This is a genomic window from Streptomyces sp. NPDC020917 (assembly GCF_044333795.1).
In the GTDB taxonomy this organism is placed as follows: domain Bacteria; phylum Actinomycetota; class Actinomycetes; order Streptomycetales; family Streptomycetaceae; genus Actinacidiphila.
In genome coordinates this window covers 1-18,832 of the sequence record NZ_JBIRRR010000002.1, presented here as the reverse complement: position 1 = coordinate 18,832, position 18,832 = coordinate 1, and the positions used below count along the sequence as shown (strand labels likewise).

Annotated in this window: 14 protein-coding genes; 7 read left to right on the top strand and 7 right to left on the bottom strand. The window is 73.5% G+C overall.

Translation table 11 applies throughout. The annotated features are described in order from the left end of the window. Positions 1–277: 277 nt before the first annotated feature. Entirely contained in the window at positions 278–1,714 is a 1,437-nt protein-coding gene (locus ACH4TG_RS03975) for a purine-cytosine permease family protein (protein ID WP_398240526.1), read from the bottom strand. A gap of 230 nt (positions 1,715–1,944) precedes the next feature. On the opposite strand from ACH4TG_RS03975, the gene ACH4TG_RS03970 reads away from it, so the two are divergent. Then, on the top strand, positions 1,945–2,802 hold the full coding sequence (locus ACH4TG_RS03970) for an aldo/keto reductase (RefSeq protein ID WP_398240524.1): 858 nt from the start codon (positions 1,945–1,947) through the stop codon (positions 2,800–2,802). 67 nt (positions 2,803–2,869) lie between these two features. Here ACH4TG_RS03970 and ACH4TG_RS03965 read toward each other — a convergent pair whose 3' ends face one another. Next, positions 2,870–3,691 carry a GH25 family lysozyme gene (locus tag ACH4TG_RS03965; protein WP_398240522.1) on the bottom strand — a complete coding sequence of 274 codons (822 nt, stop codon included), beginning with the start codon at positions 3,689–3,691 and terminating at the stop codon, positions 2,870–2,872. Between the two features lie 260 nt (positions 3,692–3,951). Here ACH4TG_RS03965 and ACH4TG_RS03960 point away from each other — a divergent pair, with 260 nt between their 5' ends. Continuing rightward, positions 3,952–4,806, top strand: coding sequence for a maleylpyruvate isomerase family mycothiol-dependent enzyme (locus tag ACH4TG_RS03960; protein ID WP_398240520.1), 855 nt, complete (start codon positions 3,952–3,954; stop codon positions 4,804–4,806). A 51-nt stretch (positions 4,807–4,857) separates the two neighbouring features. Here ACH4TG_RS03960 and ACH4TG_RS03955 read toward each other — a convergent pair whose 3' ends face one another. Then, on the bottom strand, positions 4,858–6,825 hold the full coding sequence (locus ACH4TG_RS03955; RefSeq protein ID WP_398240518.1) for an amino acid transporter: 1,968 nt from the start codon (positions 6,823–6,825) through the stop codon (positions 4,858–4,860). A 523-nt stretch (positions 6,826–7,348) separates the two neighbouring features. Here ACH4TG_RS03955 and ACH4TG_RS03950 point away from each other — a divergent pair. Continuing rightward, positions 7,349–9,619, top strand: a complete 2,271-nt coding sequence (locus ACH4TG_RS03950) for an alpha-N-acetylglucosaminidase (RefSeq protein WP_398240517.1) — start codon at positions 7,349–7,351, stop codon at positions 9,617–9,619. Positions 9,620–9,731: 112 nt separating this feature from the next. Here ACH4TG_RS03950 and ACH4TG_RS03945 read toward each other — a convergent pair whose 3' ends face one another. Continuing rightward, positions 9,732–11,537, bottom strand: a complete 1,806-nt coding sequence (locus tag ACH4TG_RS03945; RefSeq protein WP_398240515.1) for an LCP family protein — start codon at positions 11,535–11,537, stop codon at positions 9,732–9,734. A gap of 228 nt (positions 11,538–11,765) precedes the next feature. Between ACH4TG_RS03945 and ACH4TG_RS03940 the strand changes: the two genes are divergently transcribed. Continuing rightward, positions 11,766–12,008, top strand: a complete 243-nt coding sequence (locus ACH4TG_RS03940; protein ID WP_398240513.1) for a hypothetical protein — start codon at positions 11,766–11,768, stop codon at positions 12,006–12,008. A gap of 65 nt (positions 12,009–12,073) precedes the next feature. Here ACH4TG_RS03940 and ACH4TG_RS03935 read toward each other — a convergent pair whose 3' ends face one another. Continuing rightward, entirely contained in the window at positions 12,074–12,892 is an 819-nt protein-coding gene (locus tag ACH4TG_RS03935; protein ID WP_398240512.1) for a hypothetical protein, read from the bottom strand. Between the two features lie 246 nt (positions 12,893–13,138). Here ACH4TG_RS03935 and ACH4TG_RS03930 point away from each other — a divergent pair, with 246 nt between their 5' ends. Further along, on the top strand, positions 13,139–13,516 hold the full coding sequence (locus ACH4TG_RS03930; protein WP_398240511.1) for an ArsR/SmtB family transcription factor: 378 nt from the start codon (positions 13,139–13,141) through the stop codon (positions 13,514–13,516). Continuing rightward, positions 13,500–16,340, top strand: coding sequence for a cation-translocating P-type ATPase (locus tag ACH4TG_RS03925; RefSeq protein WP_398240509.1), 2,841 nt, complete (start codon positions 13,500–13,502; stop codon positions 16,338–16,340). The genes ACH4TG_RS03930 and ACH4TG_RS03925 overlap by 17 nt, the downstream gene beginning before the upstream one ends. 10 nt (positions 16,341–16,350) lie before the next feature. On the opposite strand, the gene ACH4TG_RS03920 is transcribed toward ACH4TG_RS03925, so the two are convergent. Beyond that, on the bottom strand, positions 16,351–16,854 hold the full coding sequence (locus ACH4TG_RS03920; protein WP_398240507.1) for a MarR family winged helix-turn-helix transcriptional regulator: 504 nt from the start codon (positions 16,852–16,854) through the stop codon (positions 16,351–16,353). Positions 16,855–16,966: 112 nt separating this feature from the next. Here ACH4TG_RS03920 and ACH4TG_RS03915 point away from each other — a divergent pair, with 112 nt between their 5' ends. Next, a complete protein-coding gene (locus ACH4TG_RS03915) occupies positions 16,967–17,860 on the top strand; it encodes a haloalkane dehalogenase (protein WP_398240505.1) in 894 nt (297 codons plus the stop codon). Positions 17,861–18,278: 418 nt separating this feature from the next. Here ACH4TG_RS03915 and ACH4TG_RS03910 read toward each other — a convergent pair whose 3' ends face one another. After that, positions 18,279–18,656 carry a hypothetical protein gene (locus ACH4TG_RS03910; RefSeq protein WP_398240504.1) on the bottom strand — a complete coding sequence of 126 codons (378 nt, stop codon included), beginning with the start codon at positions 18,654–18,656 and terminating at the stop codon, positions 18,279–18,281. Positions 18,657–18,832: the final 176 nt, after the last annotated feature.

The following is an 18,832-nucleotide window of genomic DNA, read 5'->3' as shown; positions in this document are numbered from 1 at the left end:
AGCACGGGGGTTGCGTATGTCGGTAATGACGACTCCAACGTGAAGGTCGGTGGGATACGTGAGGCGTGGGGGCCGTGTGTCAGCTGTGCAAGGGCGGACACACATGGCGTGCGCTGGGCTGTAGTGTGCCCGCCGCGAGATTCCGGTGGAATAGCCAACTGTCTCCGGGCGATCGGCCTTTACCTAAAGCAGAGACTTCTCCCCGTCCCAACTCCGCCCAGACCCGGGCGAGGTCCACGAGTCCGGCACCACCCCCGGGGGTGCCTCAACTCGTGCGTCAACTCGTGCCCGTTTCCTCCAGTTGATCCGATGCGTGGCGGGCGACCGCGATCTCCGCGTCCACGTCGATGGTGCGGGCGAGCCACCAGTAGAGGGCGCCCGAGACCGGCAGTCCGATGAAGAGGGAGATGTCCGCTCCGTTCAGCGCCTTGGCGGCGACCCCGGTGAAGAGCGTGCCGACCGAGAAGAACGGCACCATCGCGGCGAATCCCGCCAGGTACGCGGTGATCCCGCGCCAGCCCCAACGCCCGTAGATGCCATGCGGGTTGAAGATCTCGGCGATGGCGTAGCGGCCGCGGCGCACCACGTAGTAGTCCATCAGGTTCACCGCGGTCCACGGGATGAACAGGTAGAGCACCAGCAGCAGGAAGTTGTTGAAGTTCTCCAGGAAGTGCGAGGTCGCGGCGAGCGCGCCGGCCAGCGACAGGCCGGCGGTCACCACGAGCGTGGCGAGCCGGGCGCCGAGCGTCGGCCGGACCCGGCGCAGCGAGTCGGCGGCGCTGATCAGGGTGAGCGAACCGCCGTACATGTTCAGCGCGGTGACCGAGACGAGGCCGAGGGCGGCGAAGACCAGCACGACCGCGCCGAAGCCGGTGAACACCTTGTCGCCCGCGGTGTTGATCGACGCGATGGTGTCGAAGCCCTTGCCGGCCCACGCGGCGAGCAGCGCGCCGAGCACCATCAGCCAGGCGCCGCCGAGCGCGGATCCGAAGTAGGTCCAGTAGAAGGTGCGGCGGACGGTGACGTGCGGCGGCAGGTAGCGCGAGTAGTCCGAGACGTAGATCGCCCAGCTGATCTGGTAGCCGGCCACCACGCCGAACTGGGCCAGGAACGGCGTCCAGCGGAACGCGCCGAGGTCGAAGGAGCCGGCCGGGTAGTGCAGGGTGGCCAGCACCCCGACGGTGAAGACGCCGAAGACGGCCAGGAACGTGTAGGTGAGGACCTGTTCGGCACGGTGGATGACGTCGTAGCCGACGAGCGCGACTACCAGGGCGAGCACGGTGACCCCGGCCACCCACCACTTCACCCCGCCGTGGGCGGTGGTGTGCATCGCCTGCCCGGCCAGGATGGTGTTGAAGACGTTGAAGCCGGCGTACTGCACGTAGGCGAACAGCCACACCAGCAGTGCCCCGACGTAGCCGAACTGCGGGCGGGACTGGATCATCTGGGGCAGGCCGAGCTGCGGGCCCTGCGCGGAGTGGAACGCCATGAAGAACGTGCCCAGCACGGTCCCGGCCACGATCGCGATCAGCGACCAGACGAGGTTCCCGCCGCCCTCGACGCCGATCAGCCCCACCGCGAGCGTGGCGATCTGGGCGTTGGACATGAACCACAGCGGGCCGAGGTGCCAGAGCCTGCCGTGGCGTTCGCGCAGCGGGACGTAGTCGATCGAGCGGACCTCGACTCCTGGCCTCCGAGCCTGCGCTGCCGCCACGCCGCCTCCTGTGGGGGGGAGTTGCGCACCCGCCGGAGCGGGATACGCCGGAAGTCACATTGACGCGGTGGTCGCGGCCAAGGATCAACCCCCTGATTGGTCATGGACAGGTCATGGAGAAGTCATGGTCATGCCCGGTGGCAGTGGACGGACCCGCCGGTCACGGGTCATGGTGGGAGATCGCGGGCGCGGCGCAGGCCGCGCAGCACGGACAGGAGAGGCAGCACCACATGCAGACCCGCCGTATCGGAACCGTCCAGGTCAGCGCGATCGGGCTGGGCGGAATGCCCATGTCGATCGAGGGCCGGCCGGACGAGGCGCGCTCGGTCGCGACGATCCACGCGGCCCTGGACGCCGGCGTCACCCTGATCGACACCGCGGACGCCTACCACCTGCTGGCCGGCGAGGTGGGCCACAACGAGACGCTGATCGCCAAGGCGCTCGCCTCCCACCCGCGCGGCACCGACGTGCTGGTCGCCACCAAGGGCGGGCACCTGCGGCCCGGCGACGGCTCGTGGACGCTCGACGGCCGGCCGGAGTACCTCAAGGAGGCGTGCGAGGCGTCGCTGAAGCGGCTCGGCGTCGAGGCGATCGGCCTCTACCAGTTCCACCGGCCCGACCCGTCCGTCCCCTACGCCGAGTCGGTCGGCGCCCTCGCCGAGCTGCTGGACGAGGGCAAGATCGTGATGGCCGGCATCTCGAACGCGAACCCCGGGCAGATCCGCCAGGCCCAGGAGGTCCTCGGCGGGCGGCTGGTGTCGGTGCAGAACCAGTTCTCGCCCGCGTACCGCTCCAGCCAGCCGGAGCTGGAGCTGTGCGACGAGCTGGGCATCGCCTTCCTGCCCTGGAGCCCGCTCGGCGGCATCTCCGGCGCCGGCAGCCTCGGGTCCCGCTTCGCGCCCTTCGCCGAGGTCGCGCAGGCGCACGGGGTGAGCCCGCAGCGGGTGTGCCTGGCGTGGATGCTCGCGCTGTCCCCGGTCGTGGTCCCGATCCCCGGCTCCAGCCGGCCCGAGACCGTCCGCGACTCCGCGCAGGCCCCCGACCTGGTGCTGAGCCGCGAGGAGATCGCGCTGCTCGGCGCCGTCTGACAGGCGACGAGGCACGCCCTCCCGCGGACCTGCGGGAGGGCGCGCCTCGATGTCGCGGCGGGTGCGCTCAGGTGTTGTTGGCCAGGTTGCGCAGCCCGCTCATCGGGCCGTTGAAGTAGTCCTGGTCGCCGGGGAACGTCCCGGAGTCCGCGTGCTGCCAGAAGGTGTAGAACGGCCAGCCGGCCGGGAGCGTGCCGGCGGTCGAGGCGTAGCGGGCGACGAACAGCGGGTCGTGCGCGGCGAACGTCGCGGTGTTGCCGGTGCACGTCGTCCACCAGTTGGTGGTCGTGTAGATCGTCGCCCAGCGGCCGGTCCTGGTGTGGACGCGGTCGATGAACGCCTTGATCCAGCTGCGCATCGCGCTCTGGCTCAGGCCGTAGCAGGCGGCGCCGTCCGGGTACTCGATGTCCAGCAGCGGCGGCAGCGTCTGCCCGTCCTTGGACCAGCCGCCGCCGTGCGAGACGAAGAAGTCGGCCTGCGCGGTGCCGCTGGAGGTGTTCGGGGTGGCGAAGTGGTACGCGCCGCGGATGAAGCCGGCGTAGTACGAGTTGGTGTAGTTCGCGCTGAAGTAGGGGTCCTTGTAGGTGGTGCCCTCGGTGGCCTTGATGTAGGCGAACTTGGCGCCCTTGGCGTAGGCGGCCGGCCAGTCGATGGTGCCCTGCCAGTTGCTGACGTCGAAGCCCGGGGTCTGCGCGACGCGCTGGGAAGGCGTGTTCACCGCCTTGCCGGACCTGCCTTCGTGGGCGGCCACCGAGGAGCCCATCCAGTCGCGTTCCGGGTGGGGCAGCCGCTCGCCGTGCGTGGGCGCGGCGGTCGCGGACGTCGTCCCGGTGATACCGGTCAGCAGAGCCGTCAGGGCGATCAGTACGCCGCCGAGTCTCCGGAGCATGCGGGCCTCCAAGGGGCGGGGGAGCGGGCCAGATATGCGTCATTTGACCAGTTCGTCGGCTTAATGCGGCGGTGGACGCGCGGGCCGACCGGGTGCACTCGCTCGCGTTTGCGCGGGGCCGGTCGGGCCCCGGCGCGGGCCGGCCCGGGTCGCCGGTGCGCGACTGATCGGGCGCCGGTCATCGGCCTGCTCCCGCGCCCGGCAGCGGGCCTGCTCGCGGGCCTGGACAGGCGTGCCGGCGTCGGCCAGGCTTCTCGTCCATGACCGCCGACCCCGAGTCCGACCCCGAGTCCGACCCCGACCCCGAGCCCGCCGGCGCCCCCGCGCCCTCCGTCGGGCCGCCGCTGGCCGAGGCGGTCGGCGCGGTCGCCGACCGCATCGCCGCCCTCCTGCGCTCCTGCGGCGACGGCTCGGCGCCGATCCCGGGCGCGCGGTGGACGGTCGCCGAGGCCGCCGCGCACCTGGCCCTGGCGAACGAGCTGATGGCGGGTCTGGCCGCGGGCCGCGAGCTGCCCTACGGGGACGGCACGCCCGGGGGCCTGGCGGCGGCCAACGACGCGTCCCTGGCCGCGTTCCCCGAGCGGGACCCGGCGATCCTCGCCGAGGCCGTCGTCCGGCACACCGCCGCCTTCACCGAGGCGGCCGCCCTGCGGCCGGCCGGCGAGGAGGTCGTCGGCCCGCTGGGCGTGATGGACTCCGGGGTGCTCGGCAGCTACCTGCTCACCCACATGCTGGGCCACGGCTACGACATCGCCGTCGCCCTGCGCCGCCCGCACATGGTCGACGCCGGGCTGGTCGCCCTTGCCATGCCGTTCCTGCAGTGGGGCATGCCCCGGGTGGTGAACGCGGCGGCCGCCGGGCACAGCGGCTGCTACCTGCTGCGGATACGCGGCGGCGCCCGGTTCGCGGTGACCTTCACCGGCGGCGCGGTGCAGGTGAGCGCGGAACCGCCGCGCCGCCCGGACTGCACGATCCTGCTGGAGCCGGTGACGTTCTTCCTGATCGCGCTCGGGCGGCGCACCACTACCGCCGCCCTGGCCCGCGGCGGCGTCCTGGCATGGGGCCGCCGGCCCTGGCGCGCCCCCGCCTTCCCCGGCCTGTTCACCGCGCCCTGAGCCGGCCGGCCCGGGCGCGGTGCCGGGCGGTCGGCCGAGGTGCGCCCGCGGTCAGCCGACGTGCACCCGCGGCCGGCGCTTGGGGTCGTGCTCGGCCTCGCGCAGCACCTCGCGGGTGACCGGCGCGACCTCGCCGTGGCCGAAGAGGAAGAACCGCATGAAGTTGGCGAACGGGCTGCCCTCGGTCCACTCGAAGTAGATGTGCGGGATGCAGCCGGTGCTGTCCCGCACGTGCAGCAGCATCGCGGCCAGCGCGTTGGGCACCGAGGTGCCCTCCAGGGTCAGGACCCGGTAGCGGCCGTGCAGCACCTCGCCGCGGACGGTGACCGCGGACTCGAAGTCCGAGGCGTCCCGGACGGTGACCTCCACGAAGACGACGTCGTCCTCCGGCAGGAGGTCGTTGTCGGAGCGGATCTGTTGCGCCTTGTCCCGGTACTCGGCCGCGTCCCGGTTGTCGGGCTCGTTGGCGATGAACCGGATGCGGCGGCTGGCGATGTCGCGCACGAAGCGGGCCGCCATGTCGTCCATCTCCACGCCCGTCACCCGCAGCTCGAAGGCGCGGGCCAGCCGGGACAGCAGCGAGATCAGCACGATGCCGGCGATGAAGCAGGCACCGATCTTCACACCGTCGGGCCGCTCCAGCACGTTGACCACGGTCGTGTAGAGGAAGACGGCCGCGATGACGCCGAAGATGACGGTCCACCGCCGGTCGCGGCTGCGGCGGGCGGAGATGGTCACCGCGACCGCCGCCGAACTCATCAGCACCAGGACGCCGGTGGCGTAGGCGCCGCCCTGCTTGTCGACGTTGGCGTCGAAGATCCAGGTCACCAGGAACGCGACGAGGATGAAGACCAGCACCATCGGCCGCACGGCGCGCGCCCAGTGCGGCGCCATCCCGTACCGGGGCAGGTAGCGCGGCATCAGGTTGAGCAGGCCGGCCATCGCGGAGGCGCCGGCGAACCACAGGATCGCGATGGTGGAGAAGTCGTAGACCGTGCCGAACGCCGACCCGAGGTACTCGTGCGCCAGATAGGCCAGGGCGCGGCCGTTGGCCTGGCCGCCGGGCTGGAACTCCTGCTTGGGGATCAGCACCGTGGTGATGAAGCTGGTGGTGATCAGGAAGCAGCTCATGATCAGCGCGGCGGTGGTGAGCAGCTTCTTGGTGTCCCGGATCCGGCCGGTGGGCCGCTGCTCGGTGTCGTCCTGGTCGCCCTGGACGTGCGGCATCACCGCGACGCCGGTCTCGAAGCCGGACATGCCCAGCGCCAGCTTGGGGAAGATCAGCAGGGACACGCCGATCATCACGAAGACGTTGCCGCGCTCGGCGGTCAGCCCGCTCGTCCAGTCGGTGACCAGGTGCGCGGCGGTCAGCACGTGCCACAGGCCGTCGACCACCACGACCACGTTCAGCGCCAGGTAGATGCCGACGAGCACCACCGCGACGCCGATCGCCTCCAGGAAGCCCTTGAGGAACACCGCGCCGAGCAGCGCCAGCAGCAGCAGCGTGATCAGCATCTGGTGGCTGTGCAGGGCGCCCGAGAAGTGCGGGTTCTCCACCAGGTGGGTGGAGGCGTCGGCGGCCGACAGCGTCATCGTGATCAGGAAGTCGGTCGCCGCGAAGCCCAGCAGGGCCAGCACGAACAGCTTGCCCTTCCAGAACGACAGCAGCCGCTCCAGCATCGCGATCGAGCCCGCGCCGTGCGGGCTGTCCTCCGCCACCCGCCGGTAGACCGGCAGCGCGCCGGCCAGCGTCACCACGACCAGCACGATCGTGGCGATCGGCGACAGCAGCCCGGCGGCGAGCGCGGCGATGCCCGGCTGGTACCCCAGGGTGGAGAAGTAGTCGACGCCGGTCAGGCACATGACGCGGTACCACCGCTGGCCGCGGTGCGCCGGCTCCTGCTCCGCGCCGCCGCCCTGCTGGTGCTTGGCCATGTCGGCCAGGCCCTCCAGCAGCCACGCGCGGACCCGGCCCGGGTGCTCGTCCGCGGACGTGCCGGTGTGCTCTGCCGTGGCCATCCGTCATCTGCTCCTGTGTCTCGTACGGCGGAATCCGGCCATCGCGGTGCGCGGAATCAAGGGAAATCTGAGGTCAGCCTATGCGCGGCACCCCGCGGCGGCCCGCCGCCCGGGTGCCTGGGCACCGGCCGCTCCGCCACGCCGCGGATGGTCACCGGCGCGCCGCCACCGTCCACTTCGCGCCTCGGCCAGCGTGCGGGACCGCCGACCCCGCAGGTCCGCCCGGCCACGAGTCCATACGGATTCTTAACGCCCCTCTACGGTATTCCGTGCCGCGGCGCCCGGGGGCGAACCCTCCCATTACGCCATACGGGCAGCTTTTCGCATGAATCGGGTGTGGGGCGCGGCCCGGAACACGCACGGTCACCGCACGATGCCAGCGACGGCGTTCCGGCGGGGCCGGCGAACCGCCGCCCGCCGTCGCCGGCAGTCCACCGGCACCGACCCGCCGCCAGCGGCGGCACCCCCACCGGCCGGTACCGGCCGGCCACCACCGGCACCGACGACGAGAATCGAGCGCCGCATGCGTCTGCGTCCTGTCAGGTCCACCGCCGTCGCCGGCGGGCTCGGACTCGCCCTGCTGGCGGGCGCGGTCGCGGCGGCGCCCGCCCGGGCGGCCCTTCCCGCGGCCCCTCCCCGAGCCGGGGCGCCCGCCGCCTTCTCCACCGCGGCCGCCCGCGGCGTGGTGCGGCGGACGGTCCCGGCCTGGTCGTCCGGGATCGACCTCGGCACCCTCGCGCCCGACGCCTCGGGCCGGGAGCGCTACGCGATCGGCCGGCACGGCGGGCGGGTGCTGGTCTCCGGCAGCTCGCCGAGCGCCCTGCTGACCGGGGTCGGCGCCTACCTCATGTACACCGCGCACGTGGACGTCTCGTGGTCCTCGGACGCGTCCGCCGAACCGATCGCGGTCACCGGCCGCCCGCCGCTGCCGTCCGCGCCCGTGGTCCGCACCGCGAACGTGCCGCGGCGGGTGCTGTCCAACGACACCGCCGACGGCTACACCAACGCCTACTGGGACTGGACCCGCTGGCAGCGCGAGATCGACGTGGCCGCCCTGCACGGCATCAACGCGTTCTTCCTGCCGGTGGGCATGGAGGCGGTGTACCAGCGGACGCTGCAGGGCTTCGGCTACACCGCCGACGAGGTGCGCGCCTGGATCCCGCTGCCCGCCCACCAGCCGTGGTGGCTGCTGCAGAACATGTCCAACCTCGGCGCCGACCAGGAGAGCCAGGCGCTCATCGACCGGCGGGCGGCCCTCGGCCGCCGGATCGCCGACCGGATGCGCGCGCTGGGCATCGACCCGATCCTCCCCGGCTACTACGGCACGGTGCCCGGCGGCTTCACCGCGCGCAACCCCGGCGCGGCGGTCGTCCCGCAGGGCACCTGGAGCGGCACGGCGCGGCCCGACTGGCTCGACCCGCGCACGCCCGTGTTCGGCCGGCTCGCCGCCGCGTTCTACCGCACACAGGCCCGACTGCTCGGCCCCAGCGGCGCGTTCAAGATGGACCTGCTGCACGAGGGCGGCAACCCCGGCAGTGTGCCGGTCCCCGCCGCGGCCCAGGCGGTGCAGTCCGCACTGGAGGCCGCACACCCCGGCGCGACCTGGGTCATCCTCGGCTGGCAGCGCAACCCGACCGCGGAACTGCTGTCGGGCGTCGACCGGTCGCGGATGCTCGTCATCGACGGGCTCACCGACCGCTATCCCGACACCGACCCGTCCTCCGACCCCGCCACCCGCTTCGCCGGAACGCCGTACGCCTTCGGCGCGATCTGGAACTTCGGCGGGCACACCACGATCGGCGCGAACGCCGCCGTGTGGAACACCCGCTTCTTCGCCCAACTGGCCGCGCCCGCGAGCCCCTTGACGGGCATCGCGGTACTGCCCGAGGCCGACGACACCGACGACGCGGCGTTCGCGTTCCTCACCGAACTGGCCTGGCAGCCCGCCCGGCCCGACTTCGCCGGCTGGTTCCGCCGGTACGCCGACGCCCGCTACGGCACCGCCGACCCGCACGCCGAGGCCGCCTGGCGGATCCTCGCGCGGACCGCCTACGCGATGCCCGCCGACGGCTGGAGCGAGGCGCCGGACGGGCTGTTCGCCGCGCGGCCGAGCCTGACCGCCGTCCACGCCTCCCCGACCTCGCCCGGCAGGACCCGCTACGACACGGCCGCCTTCGACGGCGCGCTCGACGAACTCCTCAAGGCCGCACCGCGGTTGCGCGGCAGCGCGCTGTACCGCTTCGACCTGGTCGACGTCGCCCGCCAGGTGCTGTCCAACCGCAGCCGGTCCTGGCTGCCGCGGATCAGGGCCGCGTACACCGCCGAGGACCGGCCGCTGTTCCGGGAGTTGTCCGGGCAGTGGCTCGGCGCGATGCGCGGCCTGGACGCGCTGCTCGCCTCGCGCCCGGAGTTCCTGCTGGGCCGCTGGCTGCGGTACGGCAGCGAGGCCGCCGGAACCGCGGCCGACCGGGCCGCGGTACAGCGCGACCTGCGGTCGCTGATCACCACCTGGGGCGACACGCCCGCGGTCGCCGGCCGGCTCTCCGACTACGCCAACCGCGAGTGGTCGGGCCTGGTCGGCGGCTACTACCTCGACCGGTGGCAGCGGTACTTCGGGTCGCTGGACACCGCGCTCGCGCAGGGCGGTGCGCCCGCGCCGATCGACTGGTACGCGATCGGGCGGGCGTGGACCGGGGCGGCTACCCGCTTCCCGGTCACACCGACCGGCGACCCGGTGGCGCTGGCGGCCGCCGCCCGCGCCACCCTGACCGCCCCCGCGGCCGCCGCGGGCTGAACGGGGGCGCCACGGACGGGCGTTCGGCGCGGATGAGGCGCCGGATGCCGGGCGCCAGGAGCCCGCAGCGCGCGAGGCGCCGGGCGCTGCGGCGTCAGGTGTCCGTCCGGCGTCAGGCGTCCGAGTCGGGCTTGGTGCCCGCGGCGGCGTACGCCTGGCCCGGGGTCATCGGCACGCCGTTGATCTCGACCGTCTTGTAGTGGCTGACCTTGGCGCAGGTGCCGGACTCGTCGGCGGTCTGCGAGTGGGCGTTGTTGAGCGCGGCCTGCGTGTCCGCGGGGGCCGGCTTACCCGTCCCGCCGGGGAAGGTGGTGCCGCTCTGCCAGTCCTGGCCGACCACCAGCGTCAGGCCCCGGTAGGTGCCCTGCTTCAGGTGCGAGGCCGGCAGCCCCAGGGAGGCGGCGACGCTCTGCGCCTCCTCTTTCTGGCCCGGCCCGTAGGTCAGGGTCGACTGGGCGGCGTGCGCGGGGGCGTTGCCGGCGCTGACGGCCTGGGTGAAGCCCTTGCCGACCAGTGCGGTGGCGACGCCCGAGGCGCGCCCCGGCAGGCCGTTGCCGTTCTCCACCCGGACCGCGATCTGCGACGCCGGCACCGGGGTCGCCGTCGGCGAGGCGGTCGCCGAGGCCGCGGTGGACTTGCCGCCGGACGCGGTCGTCAGCGACTGGTCGTTGGCGATCGTGGAGAACAGGGTGGCGGCGCCCGCGCCGACGATCACCCGGTTCGCGTCGGCCGGGTCGGTCTGGGTCTGCATGGTGGTGAACGTGATCCGCTTGGACGGCACCTTGTTGAGGTCGTCGGCCAGGCCGATGAGCTTGCTGACGCTGCCGAGGCCGGTGTCGACGGTCAGCGCCTTGGTGGCGGCGTCCGCGAGGTCGTAGAGGGCCTTGGGGTTGGTCAGGGTGCCGGCGCTCTTGAACTTGCGGATCATCGAGCTGAGGTAGAGGTGCTGGGCGTAGGTGCGGCCCAGGTCGCTGCCGTCGCCAAAGCCGTGCCGCGAGCGCAGGAACTCCAGTGCCGCCACGCCCTTGAGGGTGTGGTTGCCCTGGGAGAGCTTCAGGTGCGAGTAGGTGTCGTAGACGTTGCCGTCGACGCACACCGGCACGCCGCCGACCGCGTCGGACATCTGGACCACGCCGGAGAAGTCGACCTGGATGAAGTGGTCGATGGGTATGCCGGTCAGCTTGTGGACGGCGGCGACCTGGCACGCCTGGCCGTAGCTCAGCGCGCTGTTGATCATGCCGTGGTAACCGGCCGTGGACGTGCGGGTCTTGGGGTTGGTGCAGGCCGGGATGTCGGTGACGGTGTCGCGCGGGATGCTCATCACGGTCGCGTTGGAGCGGTCCGCGGAGATGTGCACGACCATCTCGACGTCGGCGTGCTCGCCGGTCTGCACGCCGGTCTTCGCGCACCCGCCGCCCAGCTTGCAGTCCTCGGCGGTGGTGCGGCCGTCGCTGCCCATCACCAGGAGGTTGATCGGGGTGCGGCCGAAGGCGTCGGCCTTCTCGTGGCCCGCGCTGTCCTTCCCGGCGCCGTCGGTCAGCGAGACGGCGGTGATGTTGCCGTTCAGGTGCTGGTAGAGCCAGTAGCCCGCGCCGGCGGTGGCCAGCAGCAGCACCGCGCAGCAGATCGCCGCGATGCGCAGGAACTTGCGCAGGCCCGGGCGGCTGCCGCGCTTCCCGGCCTTGCGGCGGGCGGCCCGGCCACCGGGTATCGGCCCGTCGCCCGCGCTGGGACTGTGGCCGTCGGAGCCGTAGCCGCCGCCCTGCTCGTCCTGGTCGCCGTCGTCGGGACCGCCGTAGCCGCCGCCCTGCCTCGGGACGCCGAAGCCGGCGTCGTCCGGGCCGGTACGCGGGCGCGGCGTGCGAGGGGCCTGGTCATGCGGTGCCCGCCCGGCGGGGCCGCCCCAGGGTTCCGTCATCTCCACTCCCTTGCCCGGGCAGCCCGTGTGAGGCGTGCCAGTCGTACGGCGGGCGAAGCGGTGGCTCCGCCCCCTGAGGTCACACTTGCGCGACGGCGCAAGAGTAGGTCATGCCGCTGTGGGCACCCTGAGAGTCGGCCGGGCCGCAGGGGCCCGGCGACTACAGTCGCGTAGACGGGCGAGCGGACTCGATGGTTCCCGGATTACGCAACCTCTAAAGTGTTCGCCATGTCCGAAGCACTGGAGCAAGCAGGGGGACTGTCGGTGGCCTGGGAGACGGCTGAGCTGGAGGGCGGACCGGCCGACGGCACCCGGATCAGGGTGTCGGGACGGCCGCGCGTGCTCCAGGTCACGGCCGCGTGCCCCCTGGAGGAGCCGGGTCAGGACGTGCAGGTCGCGGCGGTCTACGTCTACCGCCGCAAGCACGGAGAGCCGCCGCTGCGGTACGCCTGGGACTGGGCGAGCCCCTGAGACGGATGCCCCACCGCTGATGTGGGGCATCTCACAGATCGTCTTCCGCCGGGTCCGCCCTGCGGTCAGCGGGCGGACGCGGACGAGCCGCCGTCGGCCGGGCTGCTGAAGCCCGGGCTGGTGTAGCCGAGCTTGGGGCGCTGGCGCACCAGGCTCACGCCGCCACCGGAGGAGCCGAACCCGGGGCTGGTGTAGCCGAGCTTGGGGCGCTTGCGGACCAGGCTGACGCCCGCGCTGGGCAGCGGCCGGCCCGCGGCGCGGGCGTCCTCGTCCAGGCAGGCGCGCAGGTACGGCAGCACGCCCTCGGTGAGCAGCGCCTGCCGCCACGCGGTGCGGGCCGCGGTGACCTCCAGCGCGGTGCGGGCCGCGGCGGCGTCCCGGCGGGCGGTGAGCACCAGCCCGGCCAGGCCGACCAGCAGCGAGACCCCGAACACCCCGCCCATGGTGAAGCCGACGCCGGTCAGCGACGTGGTGACGCGGTGGCCGCTGCCGGCCGCCCGCAGCACGAACCCCAGCGTGAGGAACGCCACAGCGGCGATGCCGCTGAGCATGGGCACCAGGACGGCGAGCGTCGCGGTGATCCCCGGCCCCGCCGACCCCTCGCGTCCGCCGCCCGCGCGCCCGCGCACGTCCCCCCGGCGGCCGGCCCGCTGCGCGTCCCGCAGCGCGGCGTACCGCGCGTAGGCGCCGGCCGCGGTCCCGGCGATGTCGTCGGCGGCCGCCAGCGCGCGCGCCCGCAGCAGCTCCGTGCCCGGCCCCGCCGGTTCCCCGGTGACCCCCTCGGCGAGCCGCAGTGCCCGCCTGATCTCCTCGGTGTGCAGGGCCTCGTCGAGGACCGCGGCGTACTCGGTCCGGTAAGTGGTGTCCTGGTGACCGTCGTTCACGTCCGCCCCCGATACGCTGATCGACAGACCGTGGCGGGCATGCCGTCGCCCGCCCCGGTGCGCCCACCATAGTGAGTCGAGTTGCGTGATTGCTGAAGCATGCAACTCTGTGGCGGAATCAGAACCTCACTGCGACGCCGTGACGAAACCGCGGCCGGGCCGCGGGCGCCGTGGAGGGGGGAGACCGCCTCGAGCGGGGGTGCGTACCCTGGTCCCTGACAAGGCGGCGCCCCAGGGGAGGTTCACGTGACGAGGTCGGCCGAACGGCTCGGCGACCCCAGTGCGGAGGTGCTCCAGGGCGCGGCCGCCGCCTTCGGGCTCCTGGCCTCCCCGATGCGGCTGCACATCGTGTGGATCCTCGCCCAGGGCGACTGCGACGTGACCGGGCTCGCCGAGCGCGTCGGCGCCACGCTGCCCGCGGTGAGCCAGCACCTGGCGAAGCTGAAGCTGGCCGGGCTGGTGCACGCCCGCCGCGAGGGCCGGCGCCAGGTCTACCTCGTCGACGACCCGGACGTGGTGACGGTGGTGCGGGTGATGGTGGCTCAACTCGCCGGCGACGAGACCGCCCAGGGCACCCTCGCCCGGCCCCGGGTGTCACGGGACGCCCGTGGCCTGGGCGCCTGAGGGTCCCACCGCGGAGCACAGCCCGGAGGCAGGCGGCCCCCGGGTGCTCCCGCACGCCGCCGCCCTCGCCGGGCAGGACCTGGCGGACGCCAGTGCCCTTGAGGTGCTGCGCAGGCTCGGCACCGGACCGCGCGGGCTGACCGAGTCCGAGGCCGAGGAACGGCTCGCCCTGTACGGCGAGAACACCGTTCCCGGGCAGCGCCCCGCGTCCTGGCCGCGCCGTTTCGCGGCCACCGTGCGCGACCCGTTCACCGCGGTCCTGCTGTGCCTGGGCGTGGCCTCCTCGCTGGTCGGCTCGTGGGCCATGGCGTGCGTGATCACCGTGCTGGTGCTGGTCAGCTGCGTGCTGCGCACCCGCGCCGAGCACCGGGCCGACCGCTCGGCCGCGGCCCTGCGGCAGCTCGTCGCGGCGACCGCGTCGGTCCAGCGAAGGGCCGCGCCGGGGTCCGCGCCGCGGCTGCGCGAGGTGCCGGTGGCGCTGCTGGTGCCCGGCGACGTGATCCGGCTCGGGCCCGGCGACGTGGTGCCCGCCGACGCCAGGCTGCTGCGCGCCCACCATCTGACCGTGCGCCAGGCCGCGTTGACCGGCGAGTCGGCGGAGGTCGCCAAGGCGCCCGTGCAGGAGCCGCTCACGCTGCCCGCCGCCGGGGACGCCGAGCGCCCGCACCTGTGCTTCCAGGGCAGCAGCGTCGTCTCGGGCAGCGGCACCGCCGTCGTCACCTCGACCGGCCCGCACACCCTGCTCGCCCGCGCCCACGGCCGCCGCGGAGAGCGCGGCGGTCGGCGGGAGTCGGCGTTCGACCGCGCGGTGAACGGCATCGCGTGGATCCTCGTGCGCTTCATGCTGCTCACCCCGCCGCTGGTGCTGATCGCCAACGCGGCGGTACGCGGGCGGGGTTTGGAGACGCTGCCGTTCGCGGTGGCGGTGGCGGTCGGGCTGACCCCGGAGATGCTGCCGGTGGTCGTCACCACGGTGCTGGCCCGCCGGGCGGCCGCGCTGGCCCGCGACCACGGGGTGATCGTGCGGTGGCTGCCGGCCCTGCACAACCTCGGCGCGATGGACGTCCTGTGCACCGACAAGACCGGCACCCTCACCCTGGACCGGCCGGTCGTCGAGGCCGCCTGGGACCCCGGCGGGCAGGACGACCCGGAGGTGCTGCGCTGGGCCGCCGTCAACAGCCTGTGGACACTGCACCTCGCGGACCTGCCCGCCCCCGACACCCTGGACGAGGCCATCCTCGACGCCGCGGCCGGCGGCCGCGAGGACGCCGGGCACGAGCCGGACGCGGCCGCCGCGGGGGAGCCGGACCCGTCGGCGCCGTGGGAGGTCATCACGGGCGAGGCGGGCGCGTGGCCACCGGACACCGGTGACTGGGAGGGCGTCGCCGCGCTGCCCTTCGACCCGGCCCGGCGGCTGTCCACCGCGGTGGTCCACCGGCCGGGCCACCGCGGCCGCCACACCCTGGTGGTCAAGGGCGCGGTGGAGGCGGTCCTCGACCGCTGCACCCGGGTCAGGACGCCGCAGCCGGACGGCATGCACGGCGCCGCGGCCGACCGCGCCCTGGACGCCGACGAGCGGAACCGGCTGTCCGCGCTGGCCGCGACCCGCGCCGAGGAGGGGCTGCGGCTGCTCGCCGTCGCCGTGGACGAGCGGCCCGCGCGCCTCGGCGGCTACCGCGCCGCCGACGAACAAGGCCTGGTCCTCGTCGGGTTCGTCGCCCTGCGCGACACCCTCGCCCCCACCGCCGCCGCGGCGCTGGCCGGCCTGGCCGAGCACGGCGTCGCGGTGAAGGTCGTCACCGGCGACCACCCGGGAACGGCCGCGCGCGTCTGCCGCGACCTCGGCTTCGACCCGGGCGAGGTGGTCAGCGCCGGCCGCATCGACGCCCTCTCCGACGACCAGCTCACCGAACTCGCCGGGCATACCGCGGTGTTCGCCCGCTGCACCCCCGAGCACAAGGCGCGCATCGTGCACGCCCTGCGCCGGGCCGGACACGTCACCGGCTTCCTCGGCGACGGCGTCAACGACCTGCCCGCGCTGCACGCCTCGGACGTGGGCCTGTGCCCGAGCGACGCGGTCGACGTCACCAGGGACGCGGCCGACACCGTGCTGGCGGAGAAGGACCTGACCGCCATCGACCACGCGATCGCCGCCGGGCGCCACTGCACCGCCACCATCGGCACCTACCTGCGGATCGTGCTGTCCTCGAACCTCGGCAACGTCATCGCGATGCTCGCGGCCGGGCTGCTGCTGCCGTTCCTGCCGATGCTGCCCGCGCAGGTGCTGCTGCAGAACCTGTGCTTCGACGCGGCCCAGCTCGCCTTCGCCGCCGACCGCCCCGAGCCCGGTGCGCTGCGCCGCCCCGCCGCACTGCGGCCGCCGGACTTCCTGCGCTTCATCACCGCCTTCGGGGTCCTGAACGCCGCCGCCGACCTGACGATCTTCGCCGTCCTGCTGACCACCGTCCCCGCGGCGCACCACAGCAGCGGCCAGGCAGCCTTCCACGCCGGCTGGTTCACCGAGAACCTGATCACGCAGGCGCTGGTGATGCTGCTGCTGCGCCCGGGCCGCGGCCGGAAGGCGGACGCCCGGGGCCGGGCCCCGGTGGCGATCCGGGCCGCCTCCGCCGCCCTGGCCGGGCTCGGCGTGCTCCTGCCCCTCTCACCCCTCGCACCCGTGCTCGGCATGACGGTCCTGCCGCCCGCCTACTACGTACTGCTCGCCGCTGTCCTGGCCCTGTACGCGGCCGCCCTGCACGTCGCGGGCCGGGCGGCGTACGCCCGCCGCGGATACCGGGCGACCCGGGTCCGCGAAGCCGTCTAGGCCGCCGGCCTCAGGGGGCAGGGGGTGCCGCCCGGCGCGCCGCCTGCCGCGCGGCGTGGTGGTCGAGCACGGTCCTCAGCAGGGCGGCGAACTGCTCGCGCTCGTCCGGGGCCAGCGGGGCGAGCAGGTCGTCCTGGGCGGAGTCGACGAGCCGGTCGAGCCGCCGCAGGTGGCGGCGACCCTGCGCGGTGAGCGTGATGACGTTGCGGCGGCGGTCCGCGGGGTCGGCGGTGCGCTCGACGTGTCCCTGGTCGGCGAGTTCGTTGACGACCGCGACCATGTCGCTGCGGTAGACGCCGGTCCGCGCGCTGAGCTCCGACTGGCTGGCCGGTCCGCCCTCGCGCAGCGCCACCAGCACCCCGTAGTGCCACTTGCGGGCGCCGGCCCCGCCCAGCGCCTCACCCACCAGCCGGTCGGCGTGCACCGAGGCGCGCCCCAGCATCCGGCTGGGCAGCCCGCGCAGCCTCTCCGGTGCCGCCTGCTCGTCCCAGCTGCCGTCCATCGCCTCGCCCATGCCGGCCATCGTACCCGGTTGCGTTAGTCGCACTAACGACCTAGATTCGTAAGTGGCACGAACGTTAGTGAGACCAACGTTTATCCGTCCCGCGAAAGGACGTGGATCCGCCATGCCTACCGTCGACGTGCTCGACTCGACCATGAACTACCGGGAGACCGGCAGCGGCACCCCGATCGTGCTGCTGCACGGCAACCCCGGCTCCTCCCATGTGTGGCGCAACGTGATGCCCGGCCTCGGCCCCGGCCGGCTGCTGGCACCCGACCTCATCGGCATGGGCGGCTCCGGCAAACCCGCCCTCGACCACACCTTCGCCGACCACGCCCGCTACCTCGACGCCTGGTTCGACGCCCTCGGACTGGACCGGGTCATCCTCGTCGGCCACGACTGGGGCGGCACCCTCGCCCTCGACTGGGCCGCACGCCACCCCGAGCGGGTGCTCGGCATCGTGTTCCTGGAGGCCATCGTCAAGCCCATGACCTGGGCGGAACTCTCCCCGAACGCGCAGCAGCGCTCCCGCACCGTCCGCTCGCCCGAAGCCGAGGAGACGCTCCTGGGCACCGACGCCCTGGTCCGGACGGCCTTCACCGGCGGCGGCGTCCGCACCCCCGTCAGCGACGACGACCTGGCCGCCTACCTCGCCCCCTACCCCGACCGCGAGAGCCGCCGCCCCCTGCTCGCCTGGGCCCGGCAGATCCCCCTCGACGGCGAACCCGCCGAACTCGTCACGCGCATGCGGGAGTTCGGCACATGGATGGCCACCAGCCCGGACGTCCCCAAACTGCTCCTGACCTTCGACGGCGGCGCGGGCTCGCTGCTCATCGACGCCACGATGACCGCGTGGTGCCGCTCCCACATCGCCGCCCTCGACGTCACCCCCTGCGGCCCCGCCGCCCACCACGCCCCCGAAGACCGCCCCACCGAAATCGCCGCAGCCATCAGAACCTGGACCGCCCAGCACGGACTGGTTGGGGCGGGGGAGGTGGGGGTGCACGTGAGGGGTTGAACTAGCTTGTCAGGTGAACGGATCGGCTGGGCGTGATCGGTGCGGGTAGCTCGCAAGGTGGACGAGATCGGGTGAAGGTGATCGGTGCGGGTAGCTCGCAAGGTGGACGGATCGGCTGGACGTGATCGGTTACCCGAGTCCGCAGAGTGAACGTCCTGGCCCCTTTTTTTGCCGGCCTCTCGCCGCCGGGCCCTTAAGTCCGGTGTCTGCCGGTCGATCGTGCTCGCCCCCCTCGTACCTCGGGGGCCTGCGCGCGTTCTCCCTCTAGACACCGGCGGGCCCTTTGGCTCGATGCCTACACGGGGGCACCCGGGAGAATTGGTGCGGGCCTCTGGGGCACCCCAGACAGGTAGTCCAGGGTCACCCTGACAGCGAACCCGGGGACGTTCTGCATGTGCAGCCTCACCCGTTTTTGGGGCTAGCTCCGCTGGTCAGGTCCGCCTGGGACGTCCACCTTGTGGGCCGGGTTCGCTGAGAGGTGGTCGTCGGGGGCGTCTGCGGGGTGGTCGCCGGAGGCGTCGGTCGCGGGTTCCGGTTCGAGGAAGACCGCGGGCTCGGTGACGGCGTCCGGGGCGGCAGCCGGGGGCAGGTGATCGGGGGGTGGCGTGTGCCCGCCGCGCCACGGGATGTCCACGAGCCGGGTCGACACGTCCCTGGTGTCCGCGTCCTCCCGCAACTGCTCGTCCTCGGGATGGTGAAGGGTGCCCGCCCGCTGCTGGGAGGCCTGCCTGGTCAAGATCCAAATGAAGAACACGCACGTCACAGCGATCGCGGCGATCGCGAGCCAGGTGTCCATGAGCGACCTCCTCGGTCTTCCACGGTACTGCGGGGTCCCGAGAGCGGCCCTTTTTGAGGGGGAGGGGGTGATCGGTTGAATGTGCTGCCTCACCCGTTTTTGTAGCGCCCGAGCCGAAGGGCCCGCCGGTGTCTAGAGGGAGAACGCGCGCAGGCCCCGAGGTACGAGGGGGCGAG